Below are 15063 nucleotides of genomic sequence, written 5' to 3' on the forward strand. Positions count from 1 at the left end.
AAAATATTCAGAAGTTTCTTAAACATTGACTGTAAGTATTGTCAATGCTGGTTTTTAGCAGATATACATAAGATTGTAATTTAGCATCTTTTTGTCGTATTTCTCCCTTTTTCAGACTATGGTAGTCAATATCATCCATTCAGTCGGTGAGAATTATGTATATTTCCCCACGTTCTGCTACGGTGAAAAATGTTTCCGTGTCTGTTGTGAATGGGAGTATTACTTTAGTGATTTTGCTGATTGCGCCCCTGGGTTTAGCAGCAGTAATGATAAATACTTTACTGGTAACCCTCTCTACTTATATAGTTTGTACTGGGGCGGATAGGGTGGTTTTGTGGTTACAACCAGAACAAAAAGCAGAATTAATGTTTTCTGATCACTCTCAACATGGTTCTAGGGAGAAGTCTAAGTTAAAACGTTTCTGAGTCTAATCAGGTACACACCAATTTGTCACCTGTTCCGGTGTTCTCAGCACAAAAAATCAACTGTCACAGCTGATGCAAACTCTTTATGTTTCAGAGCAAAGTTGCTATGTCTGCTTACAACAAGAAAGTTTAATTGTCAAGCAGGGCGAAACCCTTTATGGGGAAGTACAGTTACCTCTCTTAGAACAAATTTTGATTTTTGGTTATTCTCAGGTGACAACTCAAGCCATTCGAGCTTGTTTATCGCGAGATATCCCCATTGGTTATTTATCCCGTATGGGATATTGCTATGGCAGAATTTTACCGATTTCCCGGGGATATCGCCAGCTGTCACGTTATCAACAGCAGTTATCCCCCGTAGACAAGTTAATTACTGCTAGGGCGATTGTCCAGGGAAAGTTAAAAAATAGCCGTGTATTGTTGCGACGACACAAAAAAACAAAAGAGTCGGAGGTGTTGGAAACAGTATTACAAAGTTTAGACTATCTAGCGGAGGAGGCGGTAAAGGCTGATACATGGCAAAAGTTAATGGGTTTAGAGGGTGCTGGTGCTGCACAATACTTCACCGCATTTAGTACCTGTTTGACTCATCCTGATTTTATTTTCTCCGGTCGTAGTCGTCGTCCACCGGGAAACCCTGTAAACGCCATGTTGAGTTTTGGTTATCAGGTATTGTGGAATCACTTGTTAGCGTTAATTGAGATTCAAGGACTTGACCCCTATTATGGGTGTTTACATCAAGGACATGATGGTCATGCGGCTTTGGCTTCCGATTTAATTGAGGAATTTCGCGCCCCTTTGGTAGATTCTCTGGTGCTGTGGTTAATTAATCGCCATATTGTTGATGCTGGCGATGATTTTGAGTTTAAAAATGGAGGCTGTTATTTAAATAATTCCGGGAGAAAGAAGTTTTTACGGGCTTTTGTTCAACGTATGACTGCGGAAATTCAAACCGATGAGGGAATTAAACAACCTAAGTGGGACTTATTAACTCAGCAGGTGCGGGCTTTTAAGCAGTTTGTTTATAACCCCAGCCACTGTTATCAACCATATCGCATTGATTAGAGGTGTTTTTGATATTTACCCCATTCCCTCTTAACCATGTTTTTGTATGTCATTGCTTACGACATCCCGGAGGATAAACGGCGGAAAAAGGTAGCTGATTTGTTGGAGGGTTATGGACAGCGTGTACAGTATTCTGTATTTGAGTGTCAGTTAAATACCCAGAAATACCAAGACTTACAGCGGAGGTTAAGGAAAATTATCAAGTTAGAGGAGGATAACATCAGGTTTTATCCCCTGTCTCGACATACTTTATTTCAAGTAGAAACTTGGGGTGTGGGTATACCGGTGATTAAACCCCCCAGTTCCGTGATTATTTGATTTTACCAATGGCTCCCCAGGCGTGGCGGTAGTTCAGGTAAAATGGCTGAAATATTGATTCTGGTGTTTTGAACCTCGGTTCCTTGCTGCATAAGGGTTTCAGCCTTTGACAGACAGGGGTAAAGTCCATTTCAGCCATCGCTTTTTCTGAACCTCGGAAACTGCCTCTAGACTTCTTACAGGGTAATGGTTTAAAATGCAGGGGTCCCCACTAGCTGGGGACACTAATCGAATGGAAACGTTGCCACCCCGTTCTCCCTTTACAGTCTTTAACGTGTCCCCACTAGCTGGGGACACTAATCGAATGGAAACTAGCCTGACTGATATCGGACTGCAACTGCTCTAATCTGTCCCCACTAGCTGGGGACACTAATCGAATGGAAACTTCTCATACTGACTGATTGATCATTTACAACAAATAGCAGCACTTGTCCCCACTAGCTGGGGACACTAATCGAATGGAAACTATGTTGCTGCGTAACTTACCGACCCGCTCAACCGTGTCCCCACTAGCTGGGGACACTAATCGAATGGAAACTGTTATTACGACACTTAACAAAAGACAAATACCTGTAAGTCCCCACTAGCTGGGGACACTAATCGAATGGAAACGACGTCGATTTTTGAAGCAATGGTTAATAGAACTTGGTCCCCACTAGCTGGGGACACTAATCGAATGGAAACGTATAGTTGCTGATGTTTGTTAGTTTGTCTCATCAGTAGTCCCCACTAGCTGGGGACACTAATCGAATGGAAACATATGGCAATTCCCAATTCCACATATCTTGGTCATTTACGTCCCCACTAGCTGGGGACACTAATCGAATGGAAACGCAGCTTGGGTATATGCATTGAAATCCATTCGACGTTTGTCCCCACTAGCTGGGGACACTAATCGAATGGAAACATAGATTGCGTGGGAAGGGATACAATTAGGATGTCCTCGTCCCCACTAGCTGGGGACACTAATCGAATGGAAACCTTTAGGAGGACATTATCATATGAACTTTCACTTACGTCCCCACTAGCTGGGGACACTAATCGAATGGAAACAAACCGTCGGACTTTAGTTGGGCTGCGATCGCATTTACCGTCCCCACTAGCTGGGGACACTAATCGAATGGAAACCAGAAAGGTCTGGAAGCGGTCTACTTGATAGATTACGTCCCCACTCGCTGGGGACACTAATCGAATGGAAACAACTATATCTACTAAATGGGGTATCCCATCTTTGTCGTCCCCACTCGCTGGGGACACTAATCGAATGGAAACGGCCGGCGTTCGTGCATGAGCAGACGGGCAGTCTGCCACAGTCCCCACTCGCTGGGGACACTAATCGAATGGAAACTCTTCTTGCCAGAGGTAATCATTGGATATATATTGAAGTCCCCACTCGCTGGGGACACTAATCGAATGGAAACTCCCTGATTAAAGAGCATATTGTGGGGGTTTGCAGAAATGTCCCCACTCGCTGGGGACACTAATCGAATGGAAACAATTTAACAAAAGCGAGTTTAACAAAACTCACCAAAAGCGTCCCCACTCGCTGGGGACACTAATCGAATGAATACGGTTGACGGTTGACGGTTGACTGTTGACTGTTGACGGTTGACGGTTGACTGTTAACGGTTGACACAAGATACCCAACTTGTCGGGTATCTTTCCCAGTGGAAGAGTGAGAAGAGAAACGCGATCGCATTGAGAATTGTATGGATTGATTGATGTTTCCCTGGGGATATCAATTGACTGTTGACGGTTGACTGTTAACGGTTGACACAAGATACCCAACTTGTCGGGGATCTTTCCCACTCGAAGAGTGAGAAGAGAAACGCGATCGCATTATTTGGAAGGCTAAAAATGGTCAAGTCCCCACTCCCCGGGGACATCAATAATGATTGTGTATAATATATTATTGTAACTTTTTATTGTATATAGTCAAATGGAAGATACACGCAATAAAATTATAAATTTTGTCGAATATGCTACTAATTTGAAAGGAGATGAAAAAGGGGAAGCACAAGTTTTTTGCGATCGCCTTTTTCAAGCATTTAATCACAAAGGCTATAAAGAAGCAGGAGCGGAACTAGAATATAGGGTAAAAGGTAAAGGCAAATCTACCAAATTTGCTGATTTACTATGGCGACCTCGGTTACTACTAGAAATGAAAAAACGAGGTGAGAAACTAGAAAAGCACCACGGACAAGTATTTGACTATTGGTTAGAACTAGTTCCCTATCGTCCAAAGTATGTAATTCTATGCAACTTTGATGAATTTTGGATTTATGACTTTGATATCCAACTCCAAGAACCAGTAGATAAAGTAACATTGCAAGATTTACCAAATCGCTTTACTGTATTAAACTTCCTATTTCCTGAAAATCGTAAACCATTATTTAATAATAATTTATTAGATGTTACAAGGCAAGCAGCCGATAAAGTTGCCCAAGTTTTTAATCGGTTAGTTGAAAGAGGAGAAAAAGAAGAAATTGCCCAAAAATTTATTCTTCAGTGTGTAGTTTCCTTATTCGCAGAAGATATTGATTTATTACCCAGAGGATTATTTAGTGAATTTTTAGATGATTGTCGTTCTAATCGAATTAGTTCCTACGATTTAATTGGTGGACTTTTTAATCAGATGGGAAGTGATCGCCCTGCGCCTCAAGATAGCCGTTATCGAGACGTTCCTTATTTTAATGCTGGTTTATTCTCTAAAATCGAACCAATTTCACTAACTAGAAGCGAAATTGATTTGTTAGCATCAGCAGCATCAGAAAAATGGTCAAAAGTAGAACCTGCTATTTTTGGGACATTATTTGAATCTAGCATGGGTAAAGAAGAGCGTCATGCTTTAGGCGCACATTACACCAGCCCCGCAGACATTCAAAAAGTAATTTTACCAACCATTGTCAGACCTTGGCAACAACGCATTGATGCTGTTAATAAACTCAACGAATTACTAGCACTCAGACAAGAATTAATTAATTTTACGGTTCTTGATCCTGCCTGTGGAAGTGGTAATTTTCTTTATGTTGCTTACAGAGAAATTAAGAGACTAGAGGCAAATTTATTAAACAAGATTCATGAAAATTTTAGTCTGCGTTCTACATCTAATCTAGGCACAATTTCCTTAGTAAAAACAACACAATTTTATGGATTAGATATTAAACCATTTGCCGTAGAACTAGCAAAAGTTACACTCATGATTGCTAAAAAATTAGCATTAGATGAAGAAAATCAGTTACTTCAGGTAGCACAAATGAGTTTACCTCTAGAACTAGATCGCGCCCTTCCTCTTGATAATTTAAATCAGAATATTTACTGTGATGATGCTTTATTTTGTGACTGGGTGAAAGCAGATGCAATTATTGGTAATCCCCCTTATCAATCAAAAAATAAAATGCAGCAGGAATATGGAGCAACCTATGTCAGTCAAGTAAGAGAAAAATATAAAGAAGTACCTGGAAGAGCAGATTATTGTGTTTACTGGTTTCGTCGGACTCATGATACTTTAAAAGATGGTGGACGTGCTGGACTGGTTGGTACAAATACCATCCGTCAAAACTACTCCCGTGAAGGAGGGTTAGATTATATAGTCAATAACGGTGGAACAATTACCGAAGCAGTTTCTACTCAAGTTTGGTCTGGTAGCGCAGTCGTTCATGTTTCTATTGTTAATTGGATCAAAGGTGAAGAATTAGGTGTAAAGAAATTATATACCCAACTTGGAGATGCTAAAGATAGCCCCTGGGAAATTGTAGAAGTTGAGCAAATTAACTCTTCTTTATCGGTAAAACTTGATGTTAGTCAAGCGAAAAAACTGGCAATTAATATAAACTCAGGAGCTTGTTATCAAGGACAAACTCATGGACATGAAGGATTTTTATTAACTGCTCAAGAAGCTGCTATCATGATCCGACAATCGAAGAATAATGCAGAAGTAATATTTCCTTACTTAATTGCTGATGAATTAATTGGTGGAAAACCTCCTATCCCTCAAAGATATGTCATAGACTTTCATCCTCGTGATCTCATCACTTCTAAGAAATATTCTGCACTCTTTACAAGAGTTGAAGCAATGGTACTACAAACCCGCAAAAATGCTGCTAAAAAAGAACAAAAGCGGAATGAAGAACTATTACAAAAAAGTCCCAAATCTAAAGTCAATAGACATCATCAAAATTTTCTCAGCAAATGGTGGCTACTTTCCTATCCTCGTGCAGAGCTAATTGAAAAAATTAAAAATCTTCCTAGATATATTGCTTGTGCGAGAGTAACTAAACGTCCAATTTTTGAATTTGTTAGTTCTTCAATACGTCCTAATGACGCACTTCAAGTTTTCTCTTTATCAGATGACTATTCCTTTGGAATTTTACAATCTGATATTCATTGGGAGTGGTTCACTACTCGTTGTTCAACTCTCACGGCAAGGTTTAGATATACTTCTGATACTGTTTTTGATTCCTTCCCCTTTCCCCAATCTCCCACACTGGCGCAGGTGAAAAAAGTAGCCACAACGGCAGTAAAATTGCGACAATTAAGACAGACAATTATGATAGACAATCAATGGAGTTTACGCGAACTTTATCGAACTCTAGAATTACCAGGAAAAAACCGTCTCCGCACAGCACATGAAGAACTCGATAGAGCAGTACGCGAGGCTTATGGTATTAAACGTCAAGACGATTTACTACAGTTTTTACTAGAATTAAATTTTATGGTTGCAGATAGAGAAGCCAACAATTTACCTGTAATAGCTCCTGGTTTACCTCCGTGTGTAACTAATCCTAGTGAGTTTATTACAGACGATTGTGTAAGAATGCCAGATTAAAATCTAACATAAACTTTTACCTGGAGCAGTAATCTGCGAGGTTATAGTCGGATGACTCGGCTCAGGAGAATGAATGCTGAGGAGCTTGAGCGCATCTTACAATTGAATGGAAACACACAGAAGATCCCCGACAATTCGGGGATCTTTCCTATTCCCTGAGAACAGTAATTGAAAGCAAACAAGGGATATTAGGGAGATTCTACAAAAATACTTTGGGCTATTTCTTGATCTAAAGCCGTGCGGGTTCTGCCGATAGAGATGATATAGGATGGAAAGCGCTGCTCTACAACTAATTGACTTCCGGGTAAAATGCCAAATGCCATCAGTTTTTGTAGTACTGCATCCTCTTGATTTCCTAAACTCACCACCTTTTGTGGTTTACCAATTTCCACTGTGGCCAAACTATTCATAATTAGAAATTCACTCCTAATAAGGTTAATGCCACATTGCTGATATATCCCATCAGGAAAGCAAAGGGAACAATAAACACAACAATGGCGACAGTGGTTTTTGCGCCCCTTTCTTTAATTAACATTTGTAATTGAGCAATACAGGGTAAAAACAAAGTCAAGACGATCGCAGCTACCACTAGTTGATTACCGGTGAGAGTTCCCTGTTTTTGTAAATCAAACAGTCCAGCAGCGCCATAATCTCTTCTAAAGAAACCATAGAGAAATATGGGGGCTGCTTGTTGAGGCATTCCCAGGGCTAAGGTTAAAGGTTCAATCCCCCTGATAATCATCTCAAATAATCCCGTTAATCGTCCCGCCCAAATCAGGACTGATGCCCAAATAAATAAAGGTAAGACTTCTAAAAAATACCACTTCATTCTGACCCAAGTTTTAGTCAGGACATTTTGGAATTTAGGCAGTCGCAAGGGGGGGATTTCCATATAAAATCTGCCAGAATTACCCGGTAATAATTGGGCTGTGAGATAACCCACTACTAGGAAAATCAGGGTAATAAACCCTCCCCAAAACAGTAAGGCCGCTGGTTTTTGTGCCAGCAGTCCTACAATTACACCCCACTGGGCGGCGCAGGGAACAGCTAGGGAAAGTAAAAATGTGGCAATTAAGCGCTCCCGCTTGGTTTCTAGAGTGCGGGTAACAATGGTTGCCATGGTATCGCAGCCTAGACCTAGCACCATGGGAATCACCGCACGACCTGATAAACCCACGGATTTGAATAACCGATCTAACATTAAAGATAGACGTGGTAGATAGCCGCTATCTTCTAGCAAGGAAAACATCAGGAAGTAAGTGGCGACTACAGGTAAGACTATGGCTGTAGCATAACGAACTCCCAGGGTAATGATGCCATAGTCATGAGCGATGAGGTCTTGTAGGGGTTGCCAAGGAATGACTACAGCAGTAATCTGGTTTACTAAGGGGTTGATTTGTTCCTCAAAAAAGGTTTCGATATGATCCACTAGTTCCCCAGCGCCAAATTCACCCACGAATTTATACACTCCGTAGTAAAGGATAACTACTAGAATGGGAAATCCTGTAATGGGGTTGACTGTTAGTCGGTGCAGTGTTTCGGTAAATGAGAATGTTGGTGCTTTGGTTTCCTGTAAGACTGCTGTTTCTAAAACTTGGGCTTGAGTTTGCCGAGTCTGGGCGATCGCTAATTTAATCGGTTGTCTGAGTTGATTTTGGGTAACGGTAATCAAGACTTCCAGATGATGACATTGTTCTTCATCCTGTTGTAAGATTTCCCACAAGGAAGGATCTTTTTGTAACAGTAATAGGGCTAGGCTCCGCAGGGACAGTGAGTAATTACTAAACAAATAGCGATCGCCCAAAGTTCCCCACCATGATTCTAATTGAGCAATGGCATCTTCAACAGGTTGGGGATAAGAAATATTACTAATCATATCTGTCTTTCCTTACACTGTAACCATAGTTGACTGCAGGGCAATAAACGGGGTGATTCTGTCTCGCAATTCCTCTATACCTTGGTTTAAAGCTGCTGCCATACAGACGACTGGAATTTGTAACTCTATTTCTAGGGTATCTTTTTGAACAGTAATTCCATAACGACGGGCTTCATCCATCATATTGACAGCTAACAACACAGGTAATTGAGCTTCCATAAGTTGAAACGTCAGGGGTAGCATCCGTGCTAAATTTTTGGCATCTACCACATGAACCACAGCGGATACTGGTTCTGTGAGTAATAAATCCCTGGCAACTTTTTCTTCTTCGCTGATAGGCATCAAAGAATACATCCCTGGTGTATCAATCACTGTGATAGTTTCTTCCCCTATTTGTGCCAGTCCACGACTCACTTCTACAGTAGTCCCTGGGTAGTTAGAAACCGTCATATAAATCCCAGTTAAGGCATTAAATAGCACACTCTTACCCACATTGGGCATACCCACCAAAGCAATGGGAGGAATAGAAGAAACTTTTTTATTAAATAGTTGACGATTATTGCTCAGAAATGGCAATTTTAATGAGGATTTACCACAGGATTTAGTCTTTGATTGGCATTTATAGCATTCCATAGCATTTTTTAGTTTATATCTACTGCAAGTAATTCTCAATTTAAAGTTTCCAGATGTTGTCAGCAGACATAGTTTATTACTTTTATTAATTTGTAATTGTCAATTACAAAACTTTGGCTTTTGTATTATTAATAACAAGTTTTAAGTAAATTAATTGACAATATATACACTAGATGGTAAAGCGAAAACTCCCTAGAAATTTGGGGTTGCCATCACAAGCCAAACCACCGGCAGCTGATTAAAATTTACTAACATTTTTGATTGAATAATTTGTGATTGTTATCAATCAAACATAAATATAGTTAAAGGCTAATACAGACCAACCTGATAGAAGTTAACCGTATATTTACTTACAAAAATTTACCAAAAATAAATGATAAACTTTTGCAAGAAGTTTGATAAGATGTTGTAGAAGTTTATTGAGATAGATAGTCATTAAGATGATATATCTCAATTATTAGTAAAAATTCTTAGGAGCTAAGGTCATGACAACCATGGCTGTGGAAACACAGGGTTCAATCCCCTGGTGGTCAGGAAATGCGCGGTTAACACAACTTTCAGGGCGACTCTTAGGCGCTCACGTTGCTCATGCCGGGTTAATTGTGTTTTGGGCAGGGGCAATTACCCTGTTTGAATTCACTAAATATGATGTTTCCCGACCCATGTATGAGCAAGGGTTAATCCTCTTGCCCCATTTGGCTACTCTGGGACTAGGTGTAGGGGATGGAGGACAAATAATTGATACTTATCCCTACTTTGTCATTGGTGTTCTACATTTAATTAGTTCTGCGGTTCTAGGTGCGGGCGGCATTTATCATGCTGTTGTCGGACCAGAAATACTACCAGAAAATAAAACCTTTTCTGGATTCTTTGGCTACGACTGGGAAGATGAAGACAAAATGACCACCATCATCGGTATTCATCTCCTATTATTGGGTTTAGGGGCTTGGTTATTAGTAGCAAAGGCGGTGTTTTGGGGTGGTATTTACGATCCACAAGTTGCATCTGTACGCATAATTACAGAACCGACCCTCAACCCTATCCGTATCTTTGGCTATCTGTTTGGTTGGTTTGGTAGTCAGGGAATGGCAGCTGTGAATAACCTAGAGGATGTCATTGGTGGACATATCTGGGTGGGAATACTCTGTATTGCTGGAGGATTTTGGCACATTTTTACTCAACCCTTTGCCTGGGCTAAAAAAGTATTGTTTTGGTCTGGTGAGGCTTACTTGTGCTACAGTTTAGGCGCTCTAGCATACATGGGTTTCTTTGCCGCCTACTTTGTCAGTGTCAACGATACAGTTTATCCCACAGTATTCTATGGTTCCTTGGGACTGAGTACAGATGCTTCAGGAGTTGTCACAGTTCGCACTTGGTTAGCAACCAGCCACTTAGCTTTGGCAATTGTATTTTTATGTGGTCATCTCTGGCACGCCTTCAGAGTCCGTGTTATCGCTGCGGGATTGAATTTTCAGCAAGGAGTGGTCAACTATGCGGGTATACCCGAAATGGGGAACTTAGATACCCCGGTGAATGCTTCTGATATCACCCTCAACTTTTTGAAATATCTGCCTATTTACCGTCCGGGCTTATCGCCTTTTTCAAGGGGTTTGGAGATTGGTATGGCACATGGTTACTTTTTGCTTGGGCCTTTTGTCAAACTCGGCCCTCTACGGAATACAGAGTTAGGTTCTCAGGCTGGTTTATTAGCCACCATTGCTCTGTTATTGATTTTATCTGTTTGTTTGTGGCTGTATAGCAGTACTAGTTTCTCAGATGGTAAACCTGCTGTGGGGGAATTACCAGAGAACATGAAAACAGGTAAGTCTTGGCAGGAGTTTAATGTTGGGTGGACAATTGGCGGCTGTGGCGGTGCTTTGTTTGCTTTTTTGCTGTTAACTAATAGCAGTTTGTTTTTTTAAATGAGGTAGATATTTCCCAATACTGAAGCAGATGCACACAAAATATTGAGAATCTTAATCATTTAATTTCTGACCAGCAACAAGTTTAAGTGACAAAATACCCAAATGTCGCTTATTTTTTGCTGTTGAATTTGCCACTATTTCTCAAAATATTAATTTTTGTAAGATGTATCTATATTTAGGAATTAATTGCAATAAGGTGGATTCAGATACTCAACAATCCCTGAAAGTATCAATCAATCAATTAACTATTTTTCTTAACAAGTACCAAGTAAGCAATGCAGACATACGACAATCCCAACGTCAAATACGATTGGTGGGCTGGTAACGCCCGTTTTGCTAACCTCTCAGGCTTATTTATTGGCGCTCACGTAGCACAAGCAGCCCTGACCACTCTCTGGGCGGGAGCCTTTACCTGGTTTGAAATCTCCCGCTATAACCCCGACATACCAATGGGCGAACAGGGGTTGATTTTACTACCACATTTAGCCACCTTGGGCTTTGGTGTAGGAGCAGGGGGGGAGGTAGTGAATACTTACCCCTATTTCGTTATCGGCGCTTTACATTTAATTTCTTCAGGTGTTTTGGGTGCGGGTGCCCTGTTTCATACCTTCAAAGCACCGAAAAACTTAAAAGACGCTCAGGGTCAAGCAAGTAAATTTCATTTTGAGTGGGATGACCCCAAACAGCTGGGCTTAATTTTGGGACACCATCTTCTCTTCCTCGGTGTAGCAGCTTTATTACTGGTGGGAAAAGCCATGTTCTGGGGAGGAATTTACGACAGCACAATTCATGATGTACGGCTAGTTACTCAGCCCACTCTTAACCCCTTTGTCATTTATGGCTATCAAACCCACTTTGCTAGTGTTAACAACTTAGAAGACTTAGTTGGTGGTCACATTTATGTAGGTTTCTTACTTATTGGTGGCGGTATTTGGCACATCATTACAGAGCCTTTTGCTTGGGCGAAAAAGCTGTTAATTTTCTCCGGGGAAGCCATTCTTTCCTATTCTTTAGGTGGTATTGCTTTAGCGGGATTTGTTGCAGCTTACTTCTGTGCTGTCAACACTTTAGCTTATCCTGTAGAATTCTACGGTCAAACATTAGATATCAAGCTGGGTGTTAGTCCTTACTTTGCCGACTCAGTCAAGTTAATTAATGGTGGTTACACTGCTAGAGCATGGTTGGCAAATGCCCATTTCTTTTTAGCTTTCTTCTTCTTGCAAGGTCATCTGTGGCACGCGCTACGAGCTATTGGTGTTGATTTTAAACAGGTTGAAAAGTCATTGAACGCTATTAGCGAGTCATGATGGGGCGCAGGGAGAATTTTGTTTAAATTTCTCCCTCCCTTAAGCCCACGGGAGTGCAGATTAAGGGCAAAGGTATCTGAGTTTTGAGGGTATTAACTTGTGACGATTTCTACTGAAAGAACTTTGGCCGCAGATACCAATTTATCTTGGTTAGTTGGTAATGCTCGTTTAATTGATTTGTCTGGTCAATTGTTGGGGGCTCATGTCGCTCATGCTGGGTTAATTATGTTTTGGGCAGGGATAACAACCATTTCTGAAGTTATCCGCTTTCTTCCTGGTGTCCCCATGTATGAGCAGGGGATGACTTTGTTACCTCATTTAGCAACTTTGGGTTGGGGTGTAAGTAGGGGTGGTGAGGTAGTTGATACCTATCCCTATTTTGTCATTGGTATGTTGCATTTAGTCGCATCGGCGGTATTGGCAGCAGGAGGACTTTTTCATGTGTTTCGGTCTCCAGGAATTTTATACAATCATGGTGGGCTGGTAGCAAAATTTCACTATGAATGGAATGATCCTAAAAAGTTGGGTTTAATTTTAGGGCATCACCTGATTATTCTTGGTTTGGGAGCATTGTTATTAGTTGTCAAAGCAATGTTTTTCGGGGGAATTTATGATCCTAATTTGGGTGATGTTCGCCTGATTAGCAATCCTAATTTAAACCCTGTGACAATTTTCGGCTACTTGGTGGGGATGAAAGATGGTAGCTGGAACCTTTTAGGGATGGCAAGTGTAGATAATTTAGAAGATGTCATTGGTGGTCATATTTGGATTGCTGCCATTCTGATTTTTGGCGGTATATGGCATATTATCGTACGTCCTTTTACTTGGTTAAGGCTAATTTTTCCCATAGAAAATGGTGAGGAAATTCTATCTTATAGCCTGTTGGGGTTAGCTTTAATGGCTTGGATTTCTACTGTATTTGTGGGTTATAATACGACGGTTTTCCCGGCGGTATTTTACGGTTCAGAACGTCTAGTTCTGGCAAACATTCAGTTTTTTCTTGGTGTGTTGGCATTCTTGGGTTATGTTTGGCATTATTGGCGTTTCCGTCAGGCTAATAATTAATTAAGTTTCGCTCAACACTAGCTAAATAATTGCTCATTCATGCCTGCGGTTTACAGCAGTTAACTGTAGGCTCTTTATTTCAATTTTGCTGAGGATAAGTAATGATAGCTATGGTTTTTTACGCCCTGTTCAGTTGGCTCATGGTAATTTTGTGTGTTTTCAGTATTTACAATACTATCAAAAAAGGCACAATTTATTTAAAAAGATTACATCAGATTCCTTGCCATAATTGCGATTTCTTTACTAATGATTATCGCCTCAAGTGTCCTGTTAATCCCATGAAAGCTTGTTCTGAGCAGGCAATTGGCTGTATTGATTTTGAACCGAAAACTTGTAATTGTAATGCTGCTCAAAAGGGAAAGCACAAAATTGGCGAGTAAATAAAGCCTTTTTCAGGATCATGAAGTACACATTAATTCCCTATTCCCTGTTCCCTTTCCTCACTGATAACTTCTCAACTCAAATAGGATGACTATAATAAAAAATGAAGTCTGAAGGCTGAAAAAATCATACTTCCTACTTCACCTTTTTTTAATACCAAATTGTAACTTTATGCTAGCGAAACATACTACTTACTGAAGTATCTTCATGGATTCGCCAAATGGTTTCCCCTAAGAGGTTAGCTACTGACAGGGTTACTAGTTGAGGAAAGCGATCGCTGTCTGTGATGGGAATAGTATTAGTAACTATCACCTCTTCAAACAGACCACTAGATAAACGTTCCTTAGCTGGTGGGGAAAACACCGCATGAGTTGCACAAGCATAGACTTGACGCGCCCCCCGCTCCCGCAGTAGTCGTGCGCCTTCGGTAATTGTACCGCCAGTATCAATCATGTCATCTACCAAAATGGCTGTTTTGCCCTTCACATCACCAATGACATTCATCACTTCAGCGACATTATGGGCTTGACGACGTTTATCGATAATAGCCAGGGGTGCATCATCGAGCTTTTTAGCAAATGCTCTGGCTCTTGCTACACCCCCGACATCGGGAGAGACAACGACAATATCTGACAGTTGTTTACTGGCCAAATAATCAAAAATGACTGGGGAACCGTAAACATGGTCAAAAGGTATATCAAAATAGCCTTGAATTTGCGCTGAGTGCAAATCCATGGCTAAAACCCGACTAGCGCCTGCTTTAGTAATCAGGTTAGCCACCAATTTGGCTGTAATTGACTCTCTACCCGCGGTTTTGCGGTCAGCGCGAGCATAGCCATAATAGGGAATTACTGCGGTTATCTGTCGTGCGGAAGCGCGACGACAAGCATCAACCATAATCAGCAATTCCATTAAGTTGTCGTTAACGGGTTTACAAGTTGGTTGGATTAAATAAACATCACAACCCCGGATAGATTCTTGAATTTGGACATATAGTTCCCCATCCGCGAACCTTTTACGAATCATTGGCCCCAAGTCCATCCCCAGGTAACGAGCGACTTCTTGAGACAGTGGTACATTAGCAGAGCCAGAAAAGAGTCGCAGGCGATGATTTTCTGTCACCCCTGTGATATCTGGTTGTACCTTTAAACTGGCAGAACTGAGCACAGCAGATCCTCGATGTGCATTCATGGCAATATTATCATTAGATATTTAGTAGATTTAACTCTCATGCCGTAAA

At 40.9% G+C, this 15063-nt stretch carries 12 protein-coding genes and 1 CRISPR repeat array; of the genes, 7 read left to right on the forward strand and 5 right to left on the reverse strand.

Annotated features, from left to right (window positions below; genetic code table 11):
• Window positions 1-155: 155 nt before the first annotated feature.
• From csx18 to cas2, 3 genes are all read left to right on the forward strand, one after another.
• Entirely contained in the window at window positions 156-425 is a 270-nt protein-coding gene (csx18, locus tag IM676_RS09945) for a CRISPR-associated protein Csx18 (RefSeq protein ID WP_200986774.1), read from the forward strand.
• A gap of 72 nt (window positions 426-497) precedes the next feature.
• Window positions 498-1490, forward strand: coding sequence for a CRISPR-associated endonuclease Cas1 (gene cas1 / locus IM676_RS09950; RefSeq protein WP_200986775.1), 993 nt, complete (start codon window positions 498-500; stop codon window positions 1488-1490).
• A gap of 36 nt (window positions 1491-1526) precedes the next feature.
• Window positions 1527-1808, forward strand: coding sequence for a CRISPR-associated endonuclease Cas2 (gene cas2 / locus IM676_RS09955; protein WP_200986776.1), 282 nt, complete (start codon window positions 1527-1529; stop codon window positions 1806-1808).
• Here cas2 and IM676_RS09960 read toward each other — a convergent pair.
• On the reverse strand, window positions 1801-1947 hold the full coding sequence (locus IM676_RS09960) for a hypothetical protein (protein WP_200986777.1): 147 nt from the start codon (window positions 1945-1947) through the stop codon (window positions 1801-1803). The two genes, cas2 and IM676_RS09960, sit on opposite strands and share 8 nt — an antisense overlap.
• 65 nt (window positions 1948-2012) lie before the next feature.
• A CRISPR array of direct repeats spans window positions 2013-3379; the repeat unit is 36 nt; unit sequence GTCCCCACTAGCTGGGGACACTAATCGAATGGAAAC.
• A 368-nt stretch (window positions 3380-3747) separates the two neighbouring features.
• On the opposite strand from IM676_RS09960, the gene IM676_RS09965 reads away from it, so the two are divergent.
• The gene (locus tag IM676_RS09965) at window positions 3748-6636 is read left to right on the forward strand and encodes a class I SAM-dependent DNA methyltransferase (protein ID WP_200986778.1); all 2889 of its coding nucleotides are present in this window, start codon (window positions 3748-3750) and stop codon (window positions 6634-6636) included.
• Between the two features lie 188 nt (window positions 6637-6824).
• On the opposite strand, the gene IM676_RS09970 is transcribed toward IM676_RS09965, so the two are convergent.
• From IM676_RS09970 to IM676_RS09980, 3 genes are read right to left on the reverse strand one after another with little or no spacing between them, the layout of a single operon-like run.
• On the reverse strand, window positions 6825-7046 hold the full coding sequence (locus IM676_RS09970; RefSeq protein WP_200986779.1) for a FeoA family protein: 222 nt from the start codon (window positions 7044-7046) through the stop codon (window positions 6825-6827).
• Between the two features lie 2 nt (window positions 7047-7048).
• Window positions 7049-8512, reverse strand: coding sequence for a nucleoside recognition domain-containing protein (locus tag IM676_RS09975; RefSeq protein WP_200986780.1), 1464 nt, complete (start codon window positions 8510-8512; stop codon window positions 7049-7051).
• A gap of 12 nt (window positions 8513-8524) precedes the next feature.
• Complete coding sequence (locus IM676_RS09980; protein WP_200986781.1) at window positions 8525-9145, reverse strand: FeoB small GTPase domain-containing protein; 621 nt, start codon at window positions 9143-9145, stop codon at window positions 8525-8527.
• Window positions 9146-9630: 485 nt separating this feature from the next.
• Here IM676_RS09980 and IM676_RS09985 point away from each other — a divergent pair, with 485 nt between their 5' ends.
• The 3 genes from IM676_RS09985 (at window position 9631) to IM676_RS09995 (ending at window position 13442) form a co-directional block, all read left to right on the forward strand.
• Window positions 9631-11067 (forward strand): chlorophyll a/b binding light-harvesting protein, encoded by a 1437-nt coding sequence (locus IM676_RS09985; protein ID WP_200986782.1) that lies wholly within the window; start codon window positions 9631-9633, stop codon window positions 11065-11067.
• Between the two features lie 278 nt (window positions 11068-11345).
• On the forward strand, window positions 11346-12377 hold the full coding sequence (locus tag IM676_RS09990) for a chlorophyll a/b binding light-harvesting protein (protein ID WP_200986783.1): 1032 nt from the start codon (window positions 11346-11348) through the stop codon (window positions 12375-12377).
• Window positions 12378-12476: 99 nt separating this feature from the next.
• A complete protein-coding gene (locus IM676_RS09995; protein WP_200986784.1) occupies window positions 12477-13442 on the forward strand; it encodes a chlorophyll a/b binding light-harvesting protein in 966 nt (321 codons plus the stop codon).
• 555 nt (window positions 13443-13997) lie between these two features.
• On the opposite strand, the gene IM676_RS10000 is transcribed toward IM676_RS09995, so the two are convergent.
• The gene (locus tag IM676_RS10000) at window positions 13998-15014 is read right to left on the reverse strand and encodes a ribose-phosphate pyrophosphokinase (protein ID WP_200986785.1); all 1017 of its coding nucleotides are present in this window, start codon (window positions 15012-15014) and stop codon (window positions 13998-14000) included.
• Between the last annotated feature and the right edge of the window lie 49 nt (window positions 15015-15063).

This window comes from Anabaenopsis elenkinii CCIBt3563 (genome assembly GCF_015245355.1).
Classification (GTDB): Bacteria; Cyanobacteriota; Cyanobacteriia; order Cyanobacteriales; family Nostocaceae; genus Anabaenopsis; species Anabaenopsis elenkinii.

Coding starts and splice junctions, on each gene's coding strand:
- csx18 (WP_200986774.1), top strand. CDS start 156: ATGTATATTTCCCCACGTTCTGCTACGGTGAAAAATGTTTCCGTGTCT.
- cas1 (WP_200986775.1), top strand. CDS start 498: ATGCAAACTCTTTATGTTTCAGAGCAAAGTTGCTATGTCTGCTTACAA.
- cas2 (WP_200986776.1), top strand. CDS start 1,527: ATGTTTTTGTATGTCATTGCTTACGACATCCCGGAGGATAAACGGCGG.
- IM676_RS09960 (WP_200986777.1), bottom strand. CDS start 1,947: ATGGCTGAAATGGACTTTACCCCTGTCTGTCAAAGGCTGAAACCCTTA.
- IM676_RS09965 (WP_200986778.1), top strand. CDS start 3,748: ATGGAAGATACACGCAATAAAATTATAAATTTTGTCGAATATGCTACT.
- IM676_RS09970 (WP_200986779.1), bottom strand. CDS start 7,046: ATGAATAGTTTGGCCACAGTGGAAATTGGTAAACCACAAAAGGTGGTG.
- IM676_RS09975 (WP_200986780.1), bottom strand. CDS start 8,512: ATGATTAGTAATATTTCTTATCCCCAACCTGTTGAAGATGCCATTGCT.
- IM676_RS09980 (WP_200986781.1), bottom strand. CDS start 9,145: ATGGAATGCTATAAATGCCAATCAAAGACTAAATCCTGTGGTAAATCC.
- IM676_RS09985 (WP_200986782.1), top strand. CDS start 9,631: ATGACAACCATGGCTGTGGAAACACAGGGTTCAATCCCCTGGTGGTCA.
- IM676_RS09990 (WP_200986783.1), top strand. CDS start 11,346: ATGCAGACATACGACAATCCCAACGTCAAATACGATTGGTGGGCTGGT.
- IM676_RS10000 (WP_200986785.1), bottom strand. CDS start 15,014: ATGAATGCACATCGAGGATCTGCTGTGCTCAGTTCTGCCAGTTTAAAG.